Source organism: Paracoccus sp. (in: a-proteobacteria), from assembly GCF_046289755.1.
Lineage (GTDB): Bacteria > Pseudomonadota > Alphaproteobacteria > Rhodobacterales > Rhodobacteraceae > Paracoccus.
The window spans coordinates 57291-78630 of sequence record NZ_JBKBVD010000009.1 but is presented as its reverse complement, the minus strand read 5'-3'; the positions used below and the strand labels follow the sequence as shown (position 1 = coordinate 78630).

The window sequence follows — 21340 nt, the reverse complement described above, 5'->3', positions numbered from 1 at the left end:
CCGGGCACACCTTTTGCACACATAATTCAATTTGATCGGCACATTTGCCATGATGTTATAGGTGATTTTATTGTACGTGCGATAGAAATGCAGCATCCGGGTGCAGAGAAGACCGGATTGTTTCGAAAGGGTCGGATGTGGGCAATTTTCTGTCACTGCTGATGCTGGCCATCTGGCCTGCGGTGGCGGCGGTCCTGTTTTCCCGGCTGGAATATCGTCAGGCCGCGATCTGGACACTGCTTCTGGGCTATCTGATCCTGCCGCCGGTCGTGGGCATCAAGTTTCCGATGGTGCCCTATCTGGGCAAGGAGGCCATCTCGGGGATCTGCGCGGCGGTGGGCGTGCTGATGCTGCGCCAGAACGCGAAACTGCCGTGGATTCCGACCGAGGGCTGGGTCAAGGCGCTTCTGGGGCTGATGTTGCTGGTGCCGTTCGTCACGATGGCCACCAATCCCGAGCCGTTGACCGGCGGCCTGTCCTATCGCCCGGGCCTGCGGCTGACCGACGCGATCAACGGCGTGCTGTATACCGGGATCGAGATGCTGCCATTCGTGATCGGCTACATGGTCATATCGTCGACAGAATCGATCCGCATGTTCATGCGGGCGCTGGTCATCGCCACGCTTGCCTATTCTTTGCCCATGTTGCTCGAAGTGCGGGTCAGCCCGCAGCTCAATGTCTGGGTTTATGGCTTCTTTGCCCATGATTTCAGCCAGTCGATCCGTTATGGCGGCTATCGCCCGATGGTGTTCCTGACACATGGGCTGTGGATCGCGATGTTTGCGGTCATGGGTGTTCTGGCCGCCGCCACCGCCCTGCGCGAGGCCGAGGGTCCGGCACGGCGGCGCGCCTTGGGTGTTCTGATCTATCTGCTGGCGGTGCTGTTCATGTGCAAAAGCGTGGCCTCGATGGCCTATGCGGTGATGCTGGTGCCCTTCATCCTGCTGACACCGACCCGCTGGCAGATGCGCGTGGCCGGCGTGATCGCCACGCTGGTGCTGATCTATCCGCTGGCCTTGTATGCCGGGTTGGTGCCCGTCGATGCGATCACCGATTTCATCATGGAGCTGGATGAGGATCGCGGCCACTCGCTGCGCTTCCGGTTCGACAATGAACTGATCCTGATGGAACACGCCTCGCAGAAGTTTCTGGCCGGATGGGGCGACTGGGGGCGCAATCTGATCATTGATCCCTACAGCGGCGAATATGTCACCGTCGCCGACGGGCAGTGGATCATCATCCTGTCGCTGAACGGTATTCTGGGGTTCATCGCAATGTTCGGCCTGCTCTGTGGCTCGGTCATCCGGATCTGGCGCGCGACGGCGGGAACGCAGGTCGACCGCTGGACCGCAGCGCTGGCGCTGATCATGGCGGCCAATCTGATCGACCTGATCCCGAATGCGACACTGACACCGCTGACATGGCTGGGGGCAGGGGCGTTGGCAGGTCTGGCCGCACGGGGTGTGGCGCATGATGCTGTCGCGCGGCCCGCAATGCGGCCTGCGCTCAGCCACCCGCCGTTTCGCACGATCATCGGCTGACATGGCCGCCGGATGGTCCGGGCGGGCGGAAACTGGCCGATCGGGCCGGTCCGGTTGACGTGCGCGTCGCTTGCAATTGACCGGGCAACAAGGACCTGCGAAATTGCACGATGCGCAGTGTCATGCGCAAGTCAGGCGACCCTCGCCCGCGCTGCGATCTCCGTCCCCACGGCTGTGCCCATGGGGGCGTCTTCGCGTCCCGGGCAGGCCGGCGCAGGGCTGAATGCCGGACATGGGCGGATCGTGCGCTGAACAGCATCTTTGACAAGACCTGGGATGTCATCGTCATCGGTGCCGGTCTGGGCGGTGGCATCTGCGGCCGTGCATTGGCCGAGGCCGGGCTGTCGGTGCTTTATCTCGAGCAGGGCCCTGCCGCGGCCCGCAGCGACGTGAACTCGATCGACAGCGAATCCGAAGACCCGGCCGAACGCGCCAGGCTGGGCTGCTGGCCCACACGGGTCGAAGCCACCGTGAACGGCGTGTCGCTGGCCTCGTGGGGGGCGCAGGGGGTCGGTGTCGGGGGCACCTCGGTCTTTTACGCCGCAGCGATGGAACAGCCCGAGCGGCACGATATGGAAAGCACCGACCAGGTCGCCCACCCGACCGGGGGCTGGCCGGTCGGCTATGACGAATTCGGCCCCTGGTTCGATCGCGCGCGCCGCCTCATGCATGTCAACGGCACGCCCGATCCGCTTGGTTCCACCACGGGCCCGCTGGCACCGCCCCGCCCGCTGGACCCGCGCGACGACGCGCTGCGCGGTGCCTTCGAGGCGGCGGGCCTGCACCCCTACCGCGCCCATCTGGGCATCCGCCAGCTTGACGGCTGCGCCGAGTGCATCGGCAAGAAATGCCCGCGGCCCTGCAAGATGGATGGCCGGTCGGCGGGGATCGAACCGGCGCTGGCGACCGGCCGCGCCACGCTGCTGACCGAGGTGACGGTCCTGGCCCTCGTGGGCGAGGGGCGGCGGATCGAGGCGGTGCGCATCCGCCGCGACGGGCAGGAAAGCCTGCTGCGTGCGCGCACCTATGTGCTGGGCGCGGGGGGATTCGGATCGCCGCGCCTGCTGATGGCATCGGCCAGCGAGGCATGGCCGCACGGCTGCGCGAATTCCAGCGGGCTGGTCGGGCGCGGCCTGATGTTTCACGTCAGCGAGCGGCTTGCCATCTGGCCGCCACGCGGGGCGCCCGCCTCGGCGCCCGGCCCGCGCAAGGCGTTCTCGATGCGGGACCTTTACCGCGACGGGACGGTCCGCATGGGGCTGGTTCAGTCGCTGGGGCTGCGGGCGGGCTATGGCGATATTCTGCATGTGCTGCGCCAGCGCGCCGCGGCCAAACGCCTTGGCCGTGCCCGCCTGAGCCGCGAATTTCTGCGCGTTCCGGCGCTGGTCGCCGCCCGCATTCTGGGCGATGCGCGCATTTTCGTCGGCATTGTCGAAGATCTGGCCGATGATGCCAACCGGGTCGGCTATGACCCGCAACGCCCCGGCACGATCATCTTCGACTATACCATCTCGGACGATCTGATGGCGCGGCGCGAGCGGTTCCGCCGCCTGCTGAAGCAGCGGCTGAAAGGGGTCCGGTCGCTGTATCTGAACTACGCGCCCGAGCTGAACATCGCCCATCCCTGCGGCACCCTTCGCTTTTCCGATGATCCCGCGCGGGGCGTGCTGAACCGCGACTGCCGGGCGCATGATGTCGACAACCTCTATGTGGCCGATTCCAGCTTTATGCCCAGTTCAACCGGCGTCAATCCGGGCCTGACCATCGTGGCCAATGCCCTGCGCGTGGCCGAGGCAATCCGGCGCGAAAGCCACGCCTCTGCCTGAGTAACATGCTGAAGATGCAATGCCCGGTTGCGAAGCGCCCCGGAACGCCGCAAATGTGCAGACAGACGGTGACGAACCGATCCGCCACCGATGCCGATGCCGCACCCGAGGAGACGTGATGACGCCCGCCAATCTCACCACCTGCGCCACCGCTCTGACCGGGGCTGTCTGAGACCGATGCGGGCCAGAATCGGACTGCTCATCAGCGGTGAAAGCCTCGTGCAGCGCGCGCTGCGCGGCTCGGCCTTCACGATCCTCAGCTTTGGCGGCTCGCAGGCGATCCGGCTGGCGTCGAACCTGATCCTGACCCGGCTGCTGTTTCCCGATGTGTTCGGCCTGATGGCGCTGATCATGGTGCTGATTCAGGGGCTGAACAATTTTTCCGATGTCGGCATCACCCCGGCGATCCTGCAAAGCAAGCGGGGCGACGACCGCGACTTTCTGGACACCGCCTTTACCATGCAGGCGATTCGCGGGGTCGTGCTGTGGCTGGGCTGCTGCGTGCTGGCGCTGCCTGCGGCGCGGTTTTACGACGTGCCCGAACTGGTGTGGTACCTGCCCGTCGCGGGCCTGACCACGGTGATCTTCGGGCTGCTGTCCACCAAGATCGAGACCGCGAACCGGCATCTGCGCATGGGCCGGCTGACCATGGTGGAACTGCTGTCCACGCTGATCGGAACGATCGTGACGATCGTGCTGGCGGCGCTGATGGGGTCGGCCTGGGCGCTGGTCATCGGCCTGATCCTTGGCGCGATCATCAAGGTGGTGCTGGTGCTGCGGCTGCTGCCCGGCCCGGTCAACCGCTTCCGCTGGGACCGCAGCGCCGCCGCCGAGCTGATCGGCTTTGGCAAGTGGATCCTGCCCTCGACGGTGGTGGGTTTTGCCCTGTCGCAGGGCGACAAGGCGGTGCTGGCGCGCTATCTGTCGCTGTCCGAACTGGGGATCTACAACATCGCCTTTTTCCTCGCCAGCTTTCCGCTGATGCTGGGCATGGCGGTGATTTCCCGTCTGATGATCCCGATCTACCGCAATGTGCGCGAAGACCCCTCGGATCACCGGATGCGGCGGCTGCGGATGATGCGGGCCGGGATGACGGCTTCGGTGATGCTGCTGCTGGCGGTGTTTGCGGCCTGGGGCGCCCCGCTGGTCGACCTGCTCTATGACGAGCGGTATCTTGAGGCAGGCCCGCTGGTGACGCTGATCGCGCTGGCCAGTGTGCCGACGGTGGTCATGATGAGCTATGATCAGGCGGCGCTGGCGGCGGGCAATTCGCGCGGCTTTTTCTGGCTGACGCTGGTGAGGGCGGTGCTGTTTCTGACCTGCTTCATCACCGGCGCGCATTACGGCGGCATTCCCGGCGCGCTGCTGGGGCAGGCGGTGGCGACGGTACTGGCCTATCCGATGCTGGTACGGCTGGCGCGGCGCAGCGGCTTTTGGGACGGCTGGCACGATCTGGGATTTGCGCTGCTGGGGCTGGGGCTGGCGGTGCTGCTGCTGACCTAGGCGGCAGCGGCTGTCGCGGCGGTGGCGCGCAGATGGTCGATGCGATGCGCAAACTCGGTCTCGAAATCATGGGCCTGCGCATAGGCCAGCGCCCGCGCGCCCGCCTCGGTCAGCATGGCGCGTGTCAGACCGGCGCAGCACTCGGCCATCGCGTCGGGGCGGCCCGAGGGCGCCATCCACCCGGCATCGGACCGCGCCAGAAGTGCGCGCCACATGCCGTTGTTGCTGCCCAGAACCGGCAGGCCGCAGCCCATCGCCTCCAGATAGCTGCAGGACGGATCAGACTGGCGATGTGGCGCCAGAAACAGATCCGCCGAACTCTGCATCAGCGGCACCAGAACCTGCGCGAAATCGACCGGCGCGTGCAGATGCACCACGTCCAGCAGCCCGCGCCGTGCCAGGTCGGCGGCGATCTGGTCCTTCATGTCGCCATGCCCGTAGATGTCCAGCCGGAAGTCCACATTTCTGCGGCGCAGTGCCGCGGCAAAGGGCACGAGGTCCTGACAGCCCTTGGCCGCGATCAGACGCCCGGAATGGATGATCCGGATCGGCCCGGCATGGTCCGCGCGCCCGGCCATCTGTTCGGGGCTGGCCATCCGCTCGCGCGTCATGCGCCCGTCCAGATAGAGGCACAGATTGCGGTTCAGGCCACCATATGCGGCCATTGCCGGAAACCCGTTGGCCTGCAGGCCGTCGGCCGCACTCAGCGCCCTGCGCAGGCGCAGCTCGTGCCGCAGCAGCCACTGGCCGCGGCGCAACATCCGCAAGGGCCGCCCGGCCGAGTCCATCCGCGCAAAGGTCATGCGGGTGCGCAGGTCGTATTCGATCACATAGACCAGCTTTGCGCCGGTCGCCCCACAGATCGCAGGCAGTTCCAGTTGGGTATGGTCATCCGCCGAGGCCAGGACCACGCCGGAGCCCGCCAGATCGGCAGCCCCGATCTGCGCATCAGGCGCCAGCAGCCGCAGTTCGCAGGGCAGGTCGCGTGGATCGAGGGGTTTGGCAAAGGGCAGCACGGCATCGGTCCGGCGGATCAGCACCCGCATCTGCGCGCCCGGTTTGCCGTCGCTCCAGTGTCGGGCATGGGTGCGCAGACCTTCGGTAAACTTGTCGTCCAGCCACAGCACCCCGTCGCGCATGGTCGCCGGCACCGAGGGGATCAGTGTCAGCACATCCGTCATCCCCGCGGTCCTTCGTAACGGACGCGCCCGGCCCGCGCGCGACGCGCAAGACCCGGCAGGATCAGCGCGCCACGCAGATAGCGCGGTCCCAGCCGCATCGGGCTGAGAGCTGCACGCCACAGCCATTCCAGCCGCGCCCTGCGCATGAATTTCGGCGCCCTTCGCTGGCGGCCGGCGATAAAGTCGATCCCCGCCCCGACCGAGGCAAAGCCGATACCGGGGCAGCGCGTCCGGCCCCGCGCCGCCAGAATCTCTTGCCGCGGAGCGCCGACCGCCAGCAGGCACAACGCCGCTCCGCTGGCGGCCACGTCATCAAGGATCTGATCGGCCTCGGCGCCCTCGGGGTCAAAGGGAAAGCCCGGCGCCGCGACCAGCGCGACGGTCAGGCCAGGCAGACGCCCAGCCAGCCGCTCGGCCGCCAGCCGCCCCGTCTCAGCCGTGCCTGCGATGATGGCGACGGACCGCCCCTGTCCGGCTGCGATCCGGCAGAGGGGTTCGACCAGTTCCGAGCCGGGCACCAGCGACAGATCATGCCCGCCCAGCTTCGCCAGCCAGATGACCGGATTGCCATCGGCCACGACCAGATCGTGACCGGCATAGGCGCGCTGAAACGCCCTGTGGTGGCGCAGCTTTTCGAGGTGATCGACATTCAGCGTGGCCAGCGCAAAGCCCTGTCCACAGGCCATCCGCTGCGACACAATGCTCAGCAGAGTGTCGCGGTCGGGGACATTGACCTCGACGGATGCGGGGCCGGTGTCAAAGCGCATCAGATTGTCCCCGTGCGGGGCACACATGACGCGCGGAAACTGTCGGGCAGCAGGCAGGATGTCATGACTGGCTCTCGGCAACGATTAGCTTGTACATATCAGAAAACAGGGTGTCTGGTCTATCACCACAATCGGCCGAAGCCCCTGTTATCATACCGTTCGTCCGGCTGCGACACTCTGCCTCAATTGACGCCACCCTGAGGAGAAAAGCGGGCGAGACGCTCTCGTAAATCATGTGCCAGCGCCTCGACATTTCCGGGCTGAAGGATCGACAGATGGGTCCCCGGCAGATCGCGCAAGGCCAGCCCGCCCTGCGCCACGCAGGCCCAGCCCAGCCCCGTTTTCAGCGCCTCGGGGGCATCCCAGAAGCTGCGATCGGCGCGGTAGACCATCATCGGGCCGTCATAGGGTTGCGCGACATAGGCCTCGACCGCGGCGACATTGGCTTCGATCAGGTCCTCCATCGCGGGAAGGCCCTCGGGTGGGGGGGCAGACTCGGGGGGACGGTCTGGGTCGTCGCGGTCGCGGTTCATCACCTCGCGGATGTGATCCAGCCCGCGCTTGCGCAACTGGCGCAGATGCGCACGCAGCATCGGCAGGCCGCGCAGCGACGGGCGCCCCCCCGGACCCATCGAATCCAGCATCGCCAGCAGGGTCACCTCGCGCCCCGCCGCGCGCAGCATCTGCGCCAGTTCAAGCGCGAAATAGGCCGCCATCGACACCGCGACCAGACAGACCGGCTGACCCGGAAAGCTGGTCTGCAGCTCATCGAAATAGGCTCGGGCGGTGCGGCCGATGTCGATCTTGCTGAGGTCGTCGGGCACGCCGATCGTCAGGCCATAGACCGGATGATCCGGCGCGATGGCCGCGGCCAGAGGGCGGAACAGTTCCTGATTGCGGCCCAGAACGTGCACCGCAAAGACGGGCACCCCGCCGCCCGTTGTGCGGATCGGGACCAGATAGCGCGGTTGCGGCGGCGCCCCCACGAGGGCCGCCTCAAGCGTTGCGGCCAGTGACCTGGGCGAGGGGTGGCGCAGCAGATCGGTGGCCCGCAAAGTCCAGCCGGTGCGCCGGTGGATCAGGCTGACCAGCCGCAGCGCCAGCAGCGAATCGCCCCCCATCTCATCAAAGCCCGCATCCAGCGGGACGGTGTCGCATTCCAGCACCTCGGCCATGCAGGCGGCGATCAGGCGGGCGCGGTCGTCGCCCGGCATGCCATCGGTCTGCGGCGCAGACCCGGTGACCTGCGCGCGGGCCGGGACCGGCAGTGCCCGGCGGTCGATCTTGCCGTTCGGGGTCAGCGGCATGTCATCGACCGGCACCAGCACCGGCTGCATGTAATGCGGCAACCGGACGGCAAGACGCCGCAGCACCTGCGCGGTATCAAGCGGCTTCTGCGCGACGATCCACGCCAGCAGGCGGGCAGGGGGGCCGGGTTCGACATCGACGAACGCGCGCGAGATCCGGGGCTCTTCGGTCAGCACCGCCTCGATCTGGGCGGGGTCGATGCGGTAGCCGCGCAGCTTCAGCTGCCGGTCGCCGCGCCCGAGGAACATCAGCTGCCCCTCATCGTTCCAGCGCGCCCTGTCGCCAGTGTTATAGAGGCGACCGCCCGGCACCCAGGGATCCGGGGCAAAGGCGGCGGCAGTCTGATCGGGATCATTCAGATAGCCGCGCGTGACCGCAGGGCCTCCGATCCACAGCATGCCCTGCCCGCCCTGCGGCGTCAGGCTGCCATCGGGTGCGCGCAGGATCGCGCTGGCATGGCCCAGAGGCCGCCCGATCGGCAGGTCACCCGAGCCACCGGCCAGCCCGTCGCCAGCAAGCCCGTCGCCCGTTGGTGGGGCCTGCCACAGGGTGCAGGTGATCGTCGTTTCGGTCGGGCCATAGCCGTTCATGAAGGCGATGCCGGGGGCAAGCTGGCGCCAGCGCCGATAGGCGCCCGGCAGCACGCGTTCGCTGCCCGTCACCACAAGACGCAGGCCATCGGGCAGGGCGCGCGGCGCTTCGGTCAGGGCGCCGACCATCTGGTGCCAGTAGCCCGCAGGCAGGTTCGCCACGCTGACGCGATGTTGGGTCAGCAGGTCCAGCAGCCCGTCGACCGAGGCCAGCGGGCGCGCATCGCGTGTCACCACCGTGCCCCCCGCCAGCAGGGTCGGCCAGACCTCTTCCAGCATCACGTCAAACCCCAGCGCCGCGAACTGCAGCACCCGGTCCTCGGGGCCAAGGCCAAAGCGGTCGATGATCGCATCTGCATGCGCGGCCAACGCGCCCGTCAGCCCCATCACCGCCTTGGGTGCCCCGGTCGAACCCGAGGTGTGGATCAGATAGGCCAGCCGGTCGGCCTGCGGGGGCGGGCGCATCGGCGGCACCGGCTGGGTGTCGTCGGCCGGCACCAGATGCAGCATCCCGTCCGCAAGGGCCGAGCCCGGTGCCGCGATCAGCGCCCGCACCCCGGCCCCCGCCATCAGACGGGCAAGGTATTCGGTCGGCTGGTCCGGTTCCAGCGGCAGAAAGGCCGCCGCCGCCTTGTGAACGGCCAGCATTGCGGCGATCTGATCCGGCCCGCGCGGCAAAACGATCGCCACCACATCCTCGGGGCCGATGTCTGCGTCGCACAATTGCTGCGCCAGCGCGTTGGCCCGCCCGTCCAGCGTGGCAAAATCAAGCTGCAGGCCGGTGGCGGCGTCGATCACGGCGGCGCGGTCCGGCCGCTCGCGGGCGATCTGCTCGAACCGGGTGGCGATGCAGGGCGGCCCCCCGGCGGGACGTTCCGGGGCCCGCCCCAGCGACAGCAAGCTGGCCGTTTCATCCGCAGAGAGCATGTCGAGCGCATCCAGAGGCGCTGCCGGACCAGCCTGCCCGAACGCCTGCAGCAGGCGCGTGACATGATCCAGCATCCGCGCAGCCTCGTCATCGGACAGGCGGGCGGCGTCATATTCCAGTTCCAGCCGCATCTCGTCGCCGCCATGGACGACCAGCGTGACCAGCGCGTCGCCCTCTTCGACGAGGCGCAGGCCGGTCCAGCCGCAGCCGCGGGCCGTCAGCGCCTCGGCCAGTGTCTGTCGGGCATACATCACGACCGTGTCGAACAGCGGCACCGCACCGCTGAGACCCGACCAGCGGCGCACCTCGGTCAGGCCGACATGCGTGTGGCGGCGCATCTGTACGGTTGTCCGGCGCAGACCCGCCAGCAGGTCGCCCAGAGATGAGGCATCTGCCAGATCCACGTGCAGGGGCAGGGTCGAGATCAGGCAGCCCGCCGTCCCGTTCAGCCGCGGATCACCGGTCCGGCCCGAATCGACCAGCCCCATGCAGGCGGCAGGCTGGCCGGTCCAGCGCATCAGCACCATCGCCCAGGCCGCCTGAACCGCGTTCAGGGGCGTCGCACCCGATGCGGCGGCCACCGCCGCCAGCGCCTGCGAGGCATCTTGCGTCAGGGTGCCGCGCAGGCGTCGCATGACCCCCCCGGCCTGATCCTGCTGCGGGCGCAGCAGCGCGGTCCGGTCGTGCGGAGCCAGCATTCCGCCAAAGAATTCGCGCGCGCCGTCGCGATCATGTTCGGCCCGTTCCCGCGCCGCATCGGCAAAACCCGGCGCCGGATCGGGCGTCTCATCGTGGCCATTCAGCAGATCCCACAGGCGGGCCAGCAGGATCTCCATGCTGGTGCCATCCGTCAGCGCGTGGTGGATCGTCCACAGCATGCGCGCCCGACCCCGGCCAAGATCAATCCGGGTGACCCGCCAGCCCAGCCCCTTGCGGGGATCTGCGCCTTCCGAGCGGTCGGCCTCCAGCAGGTCCTCGGTCAGCGCGGGGTGATCGGTCTCATCCGCAGCCGACCAGTCCGACAACCGCATTTCAACCTGTGCCGTGTCGCCGATGCACAGGCGCGTGCGCCCCGTCTCATCGTCGCGCAGCACCATCCGCAACACATCATGGTCCTGTGCCAGACGCTCCCATCCCGCGCGCAGGCGGTCCGGGGTCAGCAGATCCGCGGCGGCATCGGCCAGGACCTGCTCGACATGGACGCGGTGCCGCAGACCCTCGTTGTCAGCCACAAGAAAGGCAATCTGGCTATCGGTGGCCAGCCCGGCGATGCGACATTCAGACGGCGATTGAGACGAACCAGAGCCTGTCGGCATTGAGGCCCTCCTGAGCGCCAAGTCACTGTTCACGAAAGCGAGCCATATCTGTGGCAAACGCCCCACGGGTCTTTTAGTTCATCCAGCCCGCCCGGAGAGTCGAGGTCAGTTTTGCTTATCTTGTCTATATTAATTGTGATCATCTGCTAAATTCCGTTCAACTTTGTGGCCCGGATGTCTTCGGGTCAAGCAGCGACGTAGAGTGCCGGGACAATCATCCTGCAACCGGCCAATCCGAGGTTATGATGCACATAGAGACGACCCGTCTGCCCGGCGTTCTGATTCTGACCCCCGCCCGTCATGGCGATGCGCGCGGTTTCTTTGCAGAAAGCTGGAATCGCCGCACCTTGCGTGCAGCGGGGCTGGATCTGCCCGAATTCGTGCAGGACAATCATTCGATGTCGCAGGCGACCGGCACGCTGCGGGGTCTGCACTATCAGTCGCCCCCGCATGCGCAGGCCAAGCTGGTGCGCTGCGGGCGGGGCTGCATCTTTGATGTCGCGGTCGATGCGCGGGCAGGCAGCCCGACCTATGGGCAATGGGTGGGCACAGAGCTGAGTTTTGAAAACGGGCGCCAGCTGTGGATCCCGGCGGGCTTTCTGCATGGTTTCGTCACCCGCGCCCCTGACAGTGAACTGGTGTATAAATGCACCGATCATTACGCGCCGGAATGCGACGGGGCCGTCAGGTGGGACAGTCTGGGGATCGACTGGGGCGTGACCGAACCGGTCCTGTCCGACAAGGACCGCGCGGCACCGGCCTTTGGCGACTGGAAAACCCCTTTTACCTTTGAGGAAGCGGCATGAAAATTCTGGTGACCGGCGGTGCGGGCTTTATCGGCTCGGCCGTTGTCCGGCTGGCAATCGCGCGTGGCCACCACGTCGTGAACCTCGACGCGCTGACCTATGCCGCCAATCTGGCCAATGTGGCCGGGGCCGCCACCTCTGACCGCTATGCCTTCGAGCATGCCGATATCCGCGACCGCGCGGCGCTGGACCGCATCTTTGCGCAGCACCGCCCCGATGCGGTGATGCATCTGGCCGCCGAAAGCCATGTCGACCGCTCGATCGACGGGCCCGCCGCCTTTGTCGAGACGAATGTGATCGGCACCTTCAACATGCTGGAGGCTGCCCGCGCCTTCTGGATTGCCGAAGGGCGGCCCGACACGTTCCGGTTTCACCACATCTCGACCGACGAGGTGTTCGGATCGTTGGGCGAGACCGGGCAGTTCACCGAAACCACCCCCTATGACCCGCGCAGCCCCTATTCGGCCAGCAAGGCCGGGTCCGACCATCTGGTGCGCGCATGGGCCGAGACCTATGGCCTGCCCGTGATGCTGACCAACTGTTCCAACAATTACGGCCCCTATCACTTCCCCGAAAAGCTGGTGCCGGTGGTGATCCTCAAGGCGCTGTCGGGCCAGCCGATCCCGGTCTATGGCGATGGCGGCAATATCCGCGACTGGCTCTATGTCGAGGATCATGCCGACGCGCTGCTGCTGGTGCTGGAAAAAGGCCAGCTGAACCGCAGCTATAATATCGGCGGCGAGAACGAGGCCACGAATATTGATCTGGTCCGCACCATCTGCGCGCATATGGACGATCTGCACCCCGCAGGCGCGCCGCATGCCGATCTGATTACGTTTGTGACCGACCGTCCCGGCCATGACCGCCGCTATGCGATCGATCCGACCCGCATCCGCGACGAGCTGGGCTGGCGCCCCTCGGTCACGGTCGACGAGGGGCTGCGGCGCACCGTCGAATGGTATCTGGCCAACCGCGACTGGTGGGAACCGCTGCTGTCGCGCGAGGGCGTGGGCCAGCGTCTGGGGGCCGCATGACGGGGCTTCTTGTCTTTGGGCGGACGGGCCAGGTCGCGCAGGAACTGGCGGCGCTGGCGCCTGACGCGACTTGTCTCGGCCGCGACAGCGCCGATCTGACCGATCCGGATGCCTGCGCGGCAGCGATCATGGCGACCCGCCCGCAGGCGGTCATCAACGCCGCTGCCTATACGGCGGTGGACCGGGCCGAGACGGATGCAGGCATCGCGCGGCTGGTCAATACCGACGCCCCCGCCGCCATGGCGCGGGCCTGCGCGGATCTGGGCATCCCGTTCCTGCACATCTCGACCGATTACGTCTTTGACGGCGCGGGCGAGGCGCCGCGGTCCGAGGATGCGCCCACCGGCCCTCTGGGCGTCTATGGCGCGACCAAGCTGGCGGGCGAGCAGGCGATTGCGCAGGCGGGCGGGCAATGGGCGGTGATGCGCACCTCGTGGGTGTTCTCGGCCCATGGCGGCAATTTCGTGAAAACCATGCGGCGGCTGGGGGCCGAGCGGGACCGGCTGACCGTGGTGGCCGACCAGATCGGCGGCCCGACCCCGGCGGCAGACATCGCCGCCGCTGCACTGACCATGATCGCCGCCATGCAGAACGACGCGGCCAGGGGCGGGATCTATCATTTTGCCGGTGCGCCTGACACGTCCTGGGCCGGGTTCGCGCGCGAGATCATGGCGCAGGCGCAGCTTGGCGCCGAGGTCGCCGACATTCCGTCGGGCGACTATCCGACCCCCGCTGCCCGGCCGCTGAACTCGCGGCTGGATTGCACGAAAATCGCGCAGGATTTCGGGATTGCGCGCCCCGACTGGCGGGCCGGTCTGGCCCGTGTTCTGGAACAGCTGAAGGACAAGGCATGACACAGCGCAAGGGCATCATTCTGGCCGGAGGCAGCGGCACGCGCCTTTATCCCATCACCATAGCCGTGTCGAAACAGCTGCTGCCGCTGTATGACAAGCCGATGATCTATTATCCGATCACGGTGCTGATGCTGGCGGGCATCCGCGAGATCGCGATCATCACCACACCTCAGGATCAGGCGCAGTTCCAGCGGCTGCTGGGTGATGGCAGCCAGTGGGGCCTGCAATTCGAATGGATCGTGCAGCCCAGCCCCGAAGGTCTGGCACAGGCCTATCTGCTGGCGGCGGATTTTCTGGACGGCGCGCCCTCGGCCATGGTTCTGGGCGACAACATCTTTTTCGGCCACGGCCTGCCGCCCCTGCTGCACGCAGCCGACGCCCGCACGACCGGCGGCACGGTCTTTGGCTATCGGGTGCGCGACCCGGAACGCTATGGCGTCGTGGTCTTTGACGATGAGGACCGCGCCCGCCAGATCGTCGAAAAGCCCGATCAGCCGCTGTCGCCATGGGCCGTGACCGGGCTGTATTTCCTTGACGGCACCGCGCCCGAGCGCGCCACCCGCGTCACGCCCTCGGCGCGCGGAGAACTGGAAATCACGGCGCTGCTGGAGAGCTATCTGGACGACGGCGCTTTGTGCGTCGAAAAGATGGGCCGCGGCTTTGCCTGGCTGGACACGGGCACGCATGAAAGCCTGCTGGATGCCGGAAATTTCGTGCGTACGCTGGAGAACCGGCAGGGTCTGCAGACGGGGTGCCCCGAAGAAATTGCATTCGAGGCAGGCTGGATCGACGAGGCCCAGCTGCGCCAGCAAGCCGAGGTGTTCCGCAAGACGGAATACGGCGCCTATCTGCTGCGGCTGCTGGCCTGACCACCGGGAAAGGGGCGCGCCCTGCGCCCCTTTCGTCATGCCGCCGTCGCCGCCACAGGTCAGCTTTCGCCGCCACCGCCCCCGATCAGCAGGCTGATCGCCACAATCCCCAGCGCCACGATCCCGGCACTGGTGATGTCACGCAGTCCGGCCAGCCACCGCTGACGCGGGCGCGGGCGGAAAGCCGCGACCGCAATCGGGGCGACGCCCAGAGCCTTGACGATCTGAGCCGGAGTCCGCAGCACCGGCCGGCGCAGCTCCATCAGGAACGCGATGAGCAGGGCGGCGGCCGTGCTGCCGAACAGCCCCATGATCGCAACCCGGCCACGCCCCGAACTGAGCGGGTATTCAGGCCGTGTCGCGCGTTCCAGCACGACCATGTGTTCGCCATGCTCGCTGGCCGACAGGCGCTGGTCCAGCTGGGCGCGCGACAGGCGTTCGGCGATGGCGGCCCGGCCGATCTCCAGCGAGGCGATCTGGCGTGTGAATTCGTCCAGACGCGCCGCGATCGTGGGGATGGTGCCGATCGTCGACTCGATCTGCGGCATGCGCTGTTCGATCACCGCGCGCTCTTGCAGCAGGGCCTCGGACTGTTCGCGGATCAGCGCGACCTGCCGGGCGATACCGGGGGCCATCTGGCGGACCTGACCCTCGCGCACGCTTTCGATCTCGTTTTCGAGGCGAATCACCTCGGGATGCCCCTCGGGCAGGGTGCGGCGGGCCAGCGCCAGTTCAACCTCCAGCCCGCGCAGGGTCTGCACGACCGAAGGACCCCGGACCGTGTCTTCATCGCCGACCTCAAGGGCCAGCAATTCGCGCTCCAGCGCCTGCAGGCTGCGTGTCAGCTCGATTCGCTGTGCCTCCAGCCGGGTCAGTTCCGCGACCAGATAGTCGAGGTTCTCGGGCAGCGAATCGGAATTCTGCGCGCGGAAGGCTTCCGACCGGGCCTGAACCTCGGTGATCTGTGCCACGATCCGCTCATCCTCGCGCATCAGCGTCTGGGTCAGGTCATTCAGGCGCCGGGTGCGGGTTTCCTGATCGCTGGTCAGAATCTGGTCGGCCATGTCATTGGCAAGGTTGGCCGCATCGGCCGCCTGCCCGGCACGGACCGAGATCAGCATGGCCGACAATTCGCGTTCCTGGCCCGGACCGCCGCCGACGGCAGGGATGAACTCGACCCGCGCGCTTTGGCGAAAGGCCGCGATCTGCTCGTTCTCACTGAGGGCGGGGGCGTCCTCGAACAGGTTGTACCGCTCGATCATGGCGCGGACATTGCCGCGTGCCATCAGCCGCTGTTCGATCAGCCGCAGCCGGGCGGCGGTATCGCCCGAGGTCTCGGCGCCGGGGCTGCCGGTCAGGATTGTGGGCTGGATCTGGATGACCGTCACCGCCTCGTAGGCGCGGGGCAGCGTCATGGCATGGTTGATCGCCAGATACAGCCCCCCCATCAGCACGAATGCGATCAGCGGACCGCGGCGGCGCACCATGCCGACAAACTCTTTCACTCCGACAATCGGACCCATTCAAACCTCGGCATCAAACAGAAACAGGCCCAGAACCGGGCAGGACTCGCCAAGGCGGGTCTGGCAGGCGCGCAGACTGTCGGCGGTATCGGAGCGGCCGTTCACGACCAGCAGCACGCCCTGAACCAGAGGCACCGCGGCAAGGCCCGCATCGCCGGTCAACAGGGGCGGCAGGTGCAGGATCACCACATCCGGCGCGAATCGCGACAGCGAATCGACCAGCCGGGTCCGGAAATCCGGGTCCAGCAGCCGGATCGCCGCCTCTGACGGCGGGGTCGGGATCGCCATCAGGGCCAGCCGGTCCGCCAGCCGCCACGCCCTGAACTGAGCGCCGCCGCCCGACGAGGTCGCAGCGCCCGATGTGATGTCGCCGCCCAGATGGTCAAGGATGGGCTGCTGCGCGACATCCAGTTCCACCAGAACGACATTCCGGCCCGGACGTCGCGCTTCGGACAGGGCCAGATTCAGGGCGGTCAGGGGCGCCGCCACGCTGTTGCCCGCCTGCGTGACGCCAAGCATCTTCCACTCACGCGCAGACATTTCGCCCAGCAACCGCGTGCGCAGCAGATCATAGGGCGCCGCCGCGTCCAGATTGCCGTCATCCGCAATCGCGGCGCGTCTGTCGGGGTTCCGGGGCATTGCAAGCCGGGGCAGCTCGGCCCAATATCTCTGTGCCCCGGCCTGATAACCGGAATTTCCGCCGTCCATTACAAAGCCTTTTCCACAAAGCCGTCTTATAAACTACAGTCATAACATGATATCAGCCCAAGGCGATGGTGGAGTTTAGAATGACGCTGATTTCCCCGTTGCCGCAGGTGATGCCGCAAGACGGGCCGCAGGCGCCGCCGCAGGATGCACGCACAGTGCAGCGCGTGGCGGCGGTGGCCATCGGTCGCAACGAGGGCGCGCGGCTGCGGGCCTGTCTGGAGGCGCTGTCCGGGCGCGTGGGCCGGATCGTCTATGTCGATTCCGGGTCCACCGATGGCAGCCCGGAAGAGGCGGCGGGGCGCGGGGTCGAGGTCGTGCGGCTGGACATGACCCGGCCCTTCACGGCGGCCCGCGCCCGCAATGCCGGGCTGGCGGCCCTGTCGGCTGATCCGCCGGAATTCGTACAGTTCATCGACGGCGACTGCGCGCTGCGTGACGCATGGCTGCCCCCTGCGCTGGCGGCGATGGAGGCCGACCCGCAACTGGCCGCCGTTGCCGGGCGCCGGCGCGAGCGGTTCCCCGGACGCTCGGTCTACAACGCGCTTTGCGATGCCGAATGGGACACGCCGGTTGGCCCGGCCCGCGCGGTCGGCGGCGATATGCTGGTGCGCCATGCCGCGATCACCGCGGTCGGCGGGTTCCGCGACAGCCTGATCGCGGGGGAAGAGCCCGAGATGTGCGTGCGCCTGCGCGCGGCGGGGTGGACGATCCGGCGACTGGATCACGAGATGACCTGGCATGATGCCGACATGACGCGGTTCAGTCAGTGGTGGCGCCGCAGCCGCCGGGCAGGCCACGCCTTTGCCGAGGGCGCGGCGCTGCATGGTGCCCCCCCGGAACGGCATTGGCGGTCCGAAACGCGGCGCGCGCTGCTCTGGGGTGCGGCGCTTCCGGCACTGGCGCTGGCCGGGGCGTTGCTGCATCCGGCGGCCCTGCTGCTGTTACTGGCCTATCCCGCGCAGATCCTGCGGCTGGCACCGCGCATGGGCTGGACCCGCGCGGGCTTTACCGTCCTGGGCAAGATCCCCGAAGCGATCGGCGCAATCGGCTTTTACCTGAACCGCCTGTCACACCGGCAGGCCCGTCTGATCGAGTATAAATGACCCCCTCTGCCGATTTCAGCGTGATCCTGCCCGCCCATCAGGAAGAGGCGCATATCCGGGCCTGCCTGCGGGCGCTGTGTGACCAGTCCCTTGTCGCAGGGCTGCGCCATGAAGTGATCGTGGTGGCCAATGGCTGCACCGATGCCACGGCCCGGCTGGCACGCGCGATGGCCGCCGACTTTGCCGCGGCGGGCTGGCACTATGAGGTGATCGAAACGCCCGTCGGCAACAAGATTGCCGCCATCAATCTGGGCGAAACGCGTGCCACGGGCGGGTTGCGCCTGTATCTGGATGCCGATGTGGTCGTCGGGCCGGGGATGATCGCGGGGCTGCACGCGGCGCTGTCGGGGCCGGGCGCGCGCTATGCCGGAGCCTGCCTGCGCATCCCGCCGCCGGGCAGCGCGGTCTCGGCGGCATATGCGCGGTTCTGGCAACGGATGCCGTTTGTCAGAAATGGCGTGACCGGGGCCGGTCTGTTTGCCGTCAATGCAGAGGGGCGCGCCAGATGGGGCGCGTTTCCCGACGTGATTTCAGATGATGGTTTTGTCCGCCTGAACTTTTCCCCGTCCGAGCGGCAGCGGGTCGAGGTGCCATATTTCTGGCCCATTACCGAGGGCTTTCGCCCGCTGGTCCGGGTGCGCCGCCGTCAGGATGCAGGCACTGCCCAGCTGGAGCGCTTGTTTCCCGAACTTGCACAAAATGCAAGCGGTGACCGTCCGTCGCGGGCCCAGGCGCTGAGGATCGGATTGGCGGACCCTGTCGGTTTCGCAGTATATGCTGTGGTTACAGCGGCCGTCCGCATGCGCCGCCCGTCACGCGGCTGGGATCGCGGTCGCTGACGATTCCTGCACCATCAGCTGAAAAGACCAAAAATTGTCAACATTTCCGGTCTGTTCCGCTCAAACAACCAGCAGTTGATACTTTTTTCAATATTTATCGCAAAAGACATAAAATTCATACAAAAGCACCCTTTTTAGACAGGTTGCCCGGTCAATAGAACGCACATAATGTCAGTCGAAGCCAAAGCTCAGGTTGGAGCGTGTCCGGCTGATTTGGCGTGATTTTAACCAGTGCGCTGTGTGCAAGGTGCGGAGTTTTCGAATGGTACATTACAATAGCCGGCAGGACGTGGACGCAAAGCAGTCTGCGCCCTCCGTCAGCCTTTACCCTCATGGTCTGTATGAAGGCGGCGGCAAGCGCTGTCTGGACACGGCCCTGATCGTTCTGGCACTGCCGTTTTTGATCCCGATCATGCTGCTGGTCGCGCTGGCCGTCATGGTGGACGGAAATTCACCCTTTTTCACGCAGAACCGGCTTGGCCGGAACTGGCAGGCGTTCCGGCTTTACAAGTTCCGCACCATGAAGCCGGGCGCCGATGCGCTGCTTGAGGCGCATCTGGCCGCAAACCCCGAAGCCCGCGCCGAGTGGGACCGCGATCAGAAACTGCGGAATGACCCCCGGATCACCAAAATCGGGCGGTTCCTGCGCAAAAGCTCGCTTGATGAGCTGCCGCAGCTGATCAACGTGCTGCTGGGGCACATGAGCCTGGTCGGTCCGCGCCCGATGATGCCCGAACAGCGGGCGCTGTATCCGGGCGTCTATTACGCGGCGCATCGTCCCGGCCTGACAGGTCTGTGGCAGGTCTCTGTGCGCAACGGGTCGACCTTTACGGCACGCGCACTCTATGACGAGCGTTACTCGCGCGAAGTCAGCCTCTGGCTGGATCTGACGACGATCTTCCAGACCTTCCGGGTCGTGGCACGCTGTACCGGCTGTTAAGTATCGGCACGACGAGGCTCGCGGCGGGGCGATCCCTCTGCCGCGGGGCGCGACCGGGCTGCAAGCCGGTCGCAGACGACCATGCGAATTGCCATCGCCGCCATGGTCAGTATGCCGCCGCCGACATATCCCCAGAGCAGCGCTGACAGCAGGCCGAACCCGGCAGCCCACAACAATCCTGTCAGCACGAGGCCGACAACGATTGATATCGCGATCATTCCAACCAGCACAGGCGTCCTGCCTTTCCGTTGCATCACGATTTAGTTTGGCATGTTCTTATGCTAATGGAAAACAAGAACGACATCGCGATGGAAAATATGCAGAAAACCGCCCCAGTGTCATGTTTTGGTACCGGAACCCGCCTGGGATCACGCAGATGACATCGGATTCGGCGCCCGACGCCGTGTGTCATGTCGGATATGTGATCAACACCTATCCCCGGCCCTCGCAAACCTTCATCCGGCGCGAGATCATCGCGCTCGAATCGGCGGGCCTTCCCATCACCCGGTTTGCCATGCGCCGCGACCCGCAGCCCGTCACCTCGACCGAGGACCGGGCCGAGCAGGCGCAGACCGAATATATCCTCGATCATGGCGCATTCGCGCTGGCCGGGGCGCTGGCAGGCGCGGTGCTGCGCCGTCCACGGGCGCTGCTGACGGCGTTGCGTGCGGGCCGCCGGGGTGGCCCCGGCCGCGGTCCGCTGCGACAGGTGATCTATCTGGCCGAGGCCGCGCTGATGGCGCGCCGCTGCCGCCAGCTGGGTGTGACGCATCTGCACGCCCATTTCGGCACCAATTCGGCGGATGTCGTGCGCTATGCCCGCCTGCTGGGGGGGCCGGGCTACAGCATGACGGTCCATGGCCCCGAAGAATTCGACGCGCCCGGCAATCTGGTCCTGCACGACAAGATCGCCGAGGCCCGCTTTGTCGTTGCGGTCAGTGATTTCGGACGCAGTCAGCTGTCGCGTTGGGCGCCGTTCGAGGCGTGGCAGCGGTTGCAGGTCGTCCATTGCGGAATTGATCCGCAGATGTTTTCAGACCCGCGCCCCCTGCCGCCCGGACCCGACGCCGATGCGCCCCTGCGTCTGGTCTGCATCGGTCGCTTTGCCGAGCAGAAGGGCCAGATGTTGCTGCTGGAGGCACTGGCGCAGGCGCAATGTGCGGCGCATCTGACGCTGGTGGGCGACGGGCCGCTGGCGCCTGCGCTGCGGGCGGCGATCGTGCGGCTTGGGCTGTCCGACAGGGTCTCGCTGCCCGGTTGGATGGATGAGGCGCAGGTGCGCAAGGCGCTGGCCCGCGCGCATGTGATGGTGATGCCCAGCTTTGCCGAGGGACTGCCGGTCGCGCTGATGGAGGCGATGGCCGCCGCGCGTCCCTGCATCGCCACCTATATCGCGGGGATCCCGGAACTGATGATCGACGGCCGGACCGGGTGGCTGGTGCCTGCGGGCAGTGCCGAGGCGCTGGCCCGCGCGCTGGAGACCGCCGCCGCCACCCCGCGCCAGAACCTGACCACGATGGGCCTTGCTGCCCGCGACCGCGCCCTGGCGCGCCATGACATCACCACCGAGGCCGCCCGTCTGGCCGCGCTGTTCCGGGCCTGCCCCCGGACCTGACACCACATATCTCTGCCACGCAAAGCCCCACCGCACGGACAGTGACCGTGCGGTGGGGCTAAACATGCGCGCGATTGCTTTACATCAAG

General features: G+C 66.8%; 16 protein-coding genes. 11 read left to right on the top strand and 5 right to left on the bottom strand.

The annotated features are described in order from the left end of the window. The first annotated feature begins 137 nt into the window (after window positions 1-137). The 3 genes from ACK41U_RS05260 (at window position 138) to ACK41U_RS05250 (ending at window position 4870) form a co-directional block, all read left to right on the top strand. Complete coding sequence (locus ACK41U_RS05260) at window positions 138-1541, top strand: hypothetical protein (protein ID WP_409676958.1); 1404 nt, start codon at window positions 138-140, stop codon at window positions 1539-1541. A 122-nt stretch (window positions 1542-1663) separates the two neighbouring features. After that, entirely contained in the window at window positions 1664-3367 is a 1704-nt protein-coding gene (locus ACK41U_RS05255) for a GMC oxidoreductase (protein WP_409676956.1), read from the top strand. 177 nt (window positions 3368-3544) lie between these two features. Further along, complete coding sequence (locus ACK41U_RS05250) at window positions 3545-4870, top strand: oligosaccharide flippase family protein (protein WP_409676954.1); 1326 nt, start codon at window positions 3545-3547, stop codon at window positions 4868-4870. On the opposite strand, the gene ACK41U_RS05245 is transcribed toward ACK41U_RS05250, so the two are convergent. The 3 genes from ACK41U_RS05245 to ACK41U_RS05235 all read right to left on the bottom strand — a co-directional run bounded on the left by ACK41U_RS05245 (window position 4867) and on the right by ACK41U_RS05235 (window position 10960). Beyond that, window positions 4867-6051 carry a glycosyltransferase family 4 protein gene (locus ACK41U_RS05245; RefSeq protein WP_409676952.1) on the bottom strand — a complete coding sequence of 395 codons (1185 nt, stop codon included), beginning with the start codon at window positions 6049-6051 and terminating at the stop codon, window positions 4867-4869. The genes ACK41U_RS05250 and ACK41U_RS05245 overlap by 4 nt on opposite strands. Next, a complete protein-coding gene (locus ACK41U_RS05240) occupies window positions 6048-6818 on the bottom strand; it encodes a WecB/TagA/CpsF family glycosyltransferase (protein ID WP_409676950.1) in 771 nt (256 codons plus the stop codon). Before ACK41U_RS05240 ends, ACK41U_RS05245 begins: the two co-directional genes overlap by 4 nt. A 182-nt stretch (window positions 6819-7000) precedes the next feature. Beyond that, window positions 7001-10960, bottom strand: coding sequence for a non-ribosomal peptide synthetase (locus ACK41U_RS05235; RefSeq protein WP_409676948.1), 3960 nt, complete (start codon window positions 10958-10960; stop codon window positions 7001-7003). Window positions 10961-11205: 245 nt separating this feature from the next. Between ACK41U_RS05235 and rfbC the strand changes: the two genes are divergently transcribed. From rfbC to rfbA, 4 genes are read left to right on the top strand one after another with little or no spacing between them, the layout of a single operon-like run. Continuing rightward, a complete protein-coding gene (gene rfbC / locus ACK41U_RS05230) occupies window positions 11206-11766 on the top strand; it encodes a dTDP-4-dehydrorhamnose 3,5-epimerase (RefSeq protein WP_409676946.1) in 561 nt (186 codons plus the stop codon). After that, entirely contained in the window at window positions 11763-12800 is a 1038-nt protein-coding gene (gene rfbB / locus ACK41U_RS05225; RefSeq protein WP_409676945.1) for a dTDP-glucose 4,6-dehydratase, read from the top strand. The genes rfbC and rfbB overlap by 4 nt, the downstream gene beginning before the upstream one ends. Then, window positions 12797-13654, top strand: coding sequence for a dTDP-4-dehydrorhamnose reductase (gene rfbD / locus ACK41U_RS05220; protein ID WP_409676943.1), 858 nt, complete (start codon window positions 12797-12799; stop codon window positions 13652-13654). The genes rfbB and rfbD overlap by 4 nt, the downstream gene beginning before the upstream one ends. Then, window positions 13651-14523 (top strand): glucose-1-phosphate thymidylyltransferase RfbA, encoded by an 873-nt coding sequence (gene rfbA / locus ACK41U_RS05215; protein ID WP_409676942.1) that lies wholly within the window; start codon window positions 13651-13653, stop codon window positions 14521-14523. Before rfbD ends, rfbA begins: the two co-directional genes overlap by 4 nt. Window positions 14524-14582: 59 nt before the next feature. Here rfbA and ACK41U_RS05210 read toward each other — a convergent pair whose 3' ends face one another. Next, the gene (locus ACK41U_RS05210) at window positions 14583-16010 is read right to left on the bottom strand and encodes a hypothetical protein (protein ID WP_409676940.1); all 1428 of its coding nucleotides are present in this window, start codon (window positions 16008-16010) and stop codon (window positions 14583-14585) included. A gap of 36 nt (window positions 16011-16046) precedes the next feature. Further along, window positions 16047-16754, bottom strand: coding sequence for a hypothetical protein (locus tag ACK41U_RS05205; protein WP_409676938.1), 708 nt, complete (start codon window positions 16752-16754; stop codon window positions 16047-16049). Between the two features lie 110 nt (window positions 16755-16864). Between ACK41U_RS05205 and ACK41U_RS05200 the strand changes: the two genes are divergently transcribed. The 4 genes from ACK41U_RS05200 to ACK41U_RS05185 all read left to right on the top strand — a co-directional run bounded on the left by ACK41U_RS05200 (window position 16865) and on the right by ACK41U_RS05185 (window position 21251). Continuing rightward, window positions 16865-17857 (top strand): glycosyltransferase family 2 protein, encoded by a 993-nt coding sequence (locus ACK41U_RS05200; RefSeq protein WP_409676992.1) that lies wholly within the window; start codon window positions 16865-16867, stop codon window positions 17855-17857. Further along, window positions 17854-18696 (top strand): glycosyltransferase, encoded by an 843-nt coding sequence (locus ACK41U_RS05195; RefSeq protein WP_409676937.1) that lies wholly within the window; start codon window positions 17854-17856, stop codon window positions 18694-18696. The genes ACK41U_RS05200 and ACK41U_RS05195 overlap by 4 nt, the downstream gene beginning before the upstream one ends. A gap of 262 nt (window positions 18697-18958) precedes the next feature. After that, window positions 18959-19636: a sugar transferase gene (locus ACK41U_RS05190; RefSeq protein WP_409676935.1), complete on the top strand. Its 678-nt coding sequence runs from the start codon at window positions 18959-18961 to the stop codon at window positions 19634-19636. Window positions 19637-20012: 376 nt separating this feature from the next. Continuing rightward, the gene (locus tag ACK41U_RS05185) at window positions 20013-21251 is read left to right on the top strand and encodes a glycosyltransferase family 4 protein (protein WP_409676934.1); all 1239 of its coding nucleotides are present in this window, start codon (window positions 20013-20015) and stop codon (window positions 21249-21251) included. The last annotated feature ends 89 nt before the right edge of the window (window positions 21252-21340 follow it).